The sequence below is a fragment of the Nostoc sp. genome (genome assembly GCF_041747015.1).
Taxonomy (GTDB): domain Bacteria; phylum Cyanobacteriota; class Cyanobacteriia; order Cyanobacteriales; family Nostocaceae; genus Nostoc.
This window is the reverse complement of the sequence record NZ_JBGTFY010000383.1, coordinates 1-3,199: the sequence shown is the minus strand read 5'-3', so window position 1 is coordinate 3,199 and position 3,199 is coordinate 1. Positions and strand designations below refer to the sequence as shown.

Below are 3,199 nucleotides of genomic sequence, written 5' to 3'. Positions count from 1 at the left end.
TTGGTTGTCGCGTATATTTGCTTCTAGCATATAATTTGCTGTTTTGAAGTCAGTTATAATTCTATGTTACGCGATCGCCTATTTCCTTGTTCTTAAGTTATCAGCAAAACCTCTAGCAGTTACATAATTGAAGCGATCGCCTAAAAATCACGGCTCACAGGAATAGCGATCGCCTTCAGGAGATAGATTGTTGATGCGATCGCCTAGAAATCACGACTCACAGTAATAGCGATCGCAATACATTACTCCCCTCAGTCGCCGATCTTGTAGGGGATGAGATGCAAAAGTCAAGTTGACAATAAATATTGTGTAGCGTGCTTTCCAAAATCGAAAAAAGCCATTGAATTGCAGATCGAGCTTGGTTGTGGTTGATTTTGTCGTTTCCTACTTTTCAAATATCCCAAAATAGGATAAAATGTAGGTAATTAACTCATCAACCCACACAAGTGAACAAATGAATTTATCTAATCAAGAGGTAAACGATCCTGTCACATTGAAACGAAAAGCTACTAGTACAGTTGGTCGTGGAAAATTTGTAAACCTAAATGCGAAACTTAACTTTTCCGAATGGAGTGATGAATACGTTGCTTTATCTTTAGGCAATAGTCTTGAATACTATAAAGACTGGGAGCAAGCTACGGTAATCGTTTCGGATGGGGCTTATGGTGTTTTAGGTTTTGAAGGGGATACGTCCGATCACATTGATTTACCCGATTGGTATCAGCCACATATTGAAGAATGGTCAAAAGCAGCTATGCCATGTACAACGCTCTGGTTTTGGAATTCAGAAATTGGTTGGGCTGTAGTACATCCAATTTTAGAAAAGTATGGTTGGCGGTATGTTAATTGCAACGTTTGGAATAAAGGCAAAGGTCATATTGCAGGGAATGTTAATACAGAAAAAATCCGCAGATTTCCAGTAGTTACAGAAGTTTGTGTCCAATATGTAAGGGAGGTTAAATTTAACGAACTTACTTTAAAAGCTTGGTTGCTAAATGAATGGAAACGGTCTAAATTGCCGTTACGACGGGCAAATGATGCATGTGGCGTAGTAGATGCTGCCACTAGAAAATATTTTGATCAAGGACATTTATGGTATTTCCCACCTCCAGAGATGTTTGAAAGGCTAGTAAATTATGCAAATGCGTATGGTAGCCCTGATGGAAAGCCTTATTTCTCTATAGATGGCAATCAATCCTTGACAGGGCAGGAATGGAGTAAGATGCGGTCAAAATTTAGATGCCCTCATGGTTTTACTAATGTATGGGAACGCCAAGCCTTACGAGGTGAAGAAAGAATTAAGACAAGTTCTGGTAAGGCGTTGCATCTTAACCAGAAACCTCTTGATTTGATGAATAGGATTATTGAATCATCAAGTGATAAATATGATGTGGTATGGGAACCTTTTGGAGGACTGTTTAGTGCATCTTTGGCAGCCCGAAATCTCAGCCGAAAAGCCTATTCTTGTGAGATTGACCCAGACTATTTTTATTACGGAGTCCAGCGATTTAATCAAGAAGTTCATCAATACTCTCTTCTTTGATCTCTAAATGCTCTTGTAATGATTTTGCAATGCTATCTTCTCGGCGGCTTGATAAAAGTTTATTCCATTGTCCAACTGTCATCCCAGAAACTTCAATGTTGTAAACACGTTTCTTGAATTCCTCAATGTCGGGATGTACAATTCTATCCATCTTCGCAAAATTGGTATCTAGCCTATACTTATATCGTATCAATAGCTCACGTAGAAGTTGCTGATATTCTCTAGTCGGCTTATAGATTTTCGCTTCAAATCCCCAAGAATCAACTATTTTTTGAGCCTCTAAAAGCTCACTGCTAGAACCCTGAAACTTATAGCCACTGGTGTTCGTTTGCTGTAAATTTGATGTCCTTTGAGTTGTATCTTCTGGTTCTAAAACAAGGTAATCTGGCGGATTATGGTAGTGAGTATCTCTAGCCAGAGCTACTGACAAGCCAGATACAACGCATACATCCAGAATACGAGGTTTTCCATAAATAATCTTCTCAGGTAGCCATGCCAACATCACAACGTGAGTTTGATCAAATTGAAAGTGATTCTGGCTATCTTTAAATCGCGCGGTTATCTCTGTCGCCAATGGGAACCATGCTTTAATCTCTAATCCCGGTGTTGGTTGAACATTTCCCACAAAAATTGTGTCTGGGAATCCGGGATCTTGTCTCTCCCACGCTCCAAATTCAGCAAAATCATCTTGTTTATTTAAGAATTCAACAGTGTTAAATTCGATCAGGTTTCCGAGTAATGGTGAAAGTTTTGAGATCACTTTAGTCAAATTGACTGCTGCATTCACAGTTATGGGTTTAGACACATCTAAAACATCAAATGTATGCCCCGATAAATCAGCTAAATACTCCGATGCAAGTCTGATTACATCTGGTGTATTCATAGTTTTTCCTCACGAGATGCCTCAGATATTTGTTGTTCAACCTTCCTAAGAATGGCGCAAGGATCTACGCCAATCATGCGAGTAACTATGAGAAACTCAACAACATCCAAGCGTCTCTCACCATTCTCATATTTAGCAACGAAAGATTGCGGTTTTTGAAGAGATTTGGCTAGAGATTCCTGAGTGAGTTGCGCTTCCTTACGAGCCGCAATCATACAACGACGAAATATGTCATACTCATAGCTAGATATAGATTTCATCGTGCTTTGTTTTTAGCACTGCAATATTACGTTTATTACAATAAACCTATTTTCGGATAATCCCAAAATAGGATAATAGCTCTATTGACTTCAGTAACTGCGTGTAAATGATACCCGCCACAACCAGACGAGTAATGATTGCGATCGCAATCATTACTCCCCTGAGTAGCCGATCTTGTAGGGTTTGTTAATGCAATGTAACGCACCAAATTGATTGTTATTCACCGTAATTATCTGATTTTTGGGTTTTTTATTAATGCGATCGCCTAAAAATTACGACTCATAGTAATAGCGATCGCCTAACTCCTCAAATCACCAATATAAGCCCCAATTTGTTTAAGTCCCTGCAAAACTTGGATACGTTCTGATGTCTTTTCAAGTAACCGATAAGTATGCGATCGAGTATATTGAGGGACATTTTGGTGGCGATGCCTGTGGCGAGCGAAGCTATCGCATTTCAAAAACAATACTTCTCTTCCGTTTGTAACCATTGCATAACAACTTGACTGTAAG

Annotated in this window: 4 protein-coding genes; 1 reads left to right on the top strand and 3 read right to left on the bottom strand. The window is 39.1% G+C overall.

Annotated elements, in window-relative coordinates:
- The first annotated feature begins 454 nt into the window (after positions 1–454).
- Positions 455–1,543: a DNA methyltransferase gene (locus ACEW80_RS30110; RefSeq protein ID WP_373530125.1), complete on the top strand. Its 1,089-nt coding sequence runs from the start codon at positions 455–457 to the stop codon at positions 1,541–1,543.
- Here ACEW80_RS30110 and ACEW80_RS30105 read toward each other — a convergent pair.
- The 3 genes from ACEW80_RS30105 to ACEW80_RS30095 all read right to left on the bottom strand — a co-directional run.
- Positions 1,509–2,426 (bottom strand): hypothetical protein, encoded by a 918-nt coding sequence (locus ACEW80_RS30105; RefSeq protein ID WP_373530124.1) that lies wholly within the window; start codon positions 2,424–2,426, stop codon positions 1,509–1,511. The two genes, ACEW80_RS30110 and ACEW80_RS30105, sit on opposite strands and share 35 nt — an antisense overlap.
- A complete protein-coding gene (locus ACEW80_RS30100; RefSeq protein WP_373530123.1) occupies positions 2,423–2,686 on the bottom strand; it encodes a helix-turn-helix domain-containing protein in 264 nt (87 codons plus the stop codon). Before ACEW80_RS30100 ends, ACEW80_RS30105 begins: the two co-directional genes overlap by 4 nt.
- A gap of 299 nt (positions 2,687–2,985) precedes the next feature.
- The coding region (locus tag ACEW80_RS30095) for a hypothetical protein (RefSeq protein ID WP_373530122.1) at positions 2,986–3,199 on the bottom strand (214 nt) is incomplete at its 5' end.

Excerpts from the sequence above, each read along its gene's own strand:
- ACEW80_RS30110 (WP_373530125.1), top strand. The coding sequence starts at position 455 with ATGAATTTATCTAATCAAGAGGTAAACGATCCTGTCACATTGAAACGA.
- ACEW80_RS30105 (WP_373530124.1), bottom strand. The coding sequence starts at position 2,426 with ATGAATACACCAGATGTAATCAGACTTGCATCGGAGTATTTAGCTGAT.
- ACEW80_RS30100 (WP_373530123.1), bottom strand. The coding sequence starts at position 2,686 with ATGAAATCTATATCTAGCTATGAGTATGACATATTTCGTCGTTGTATG.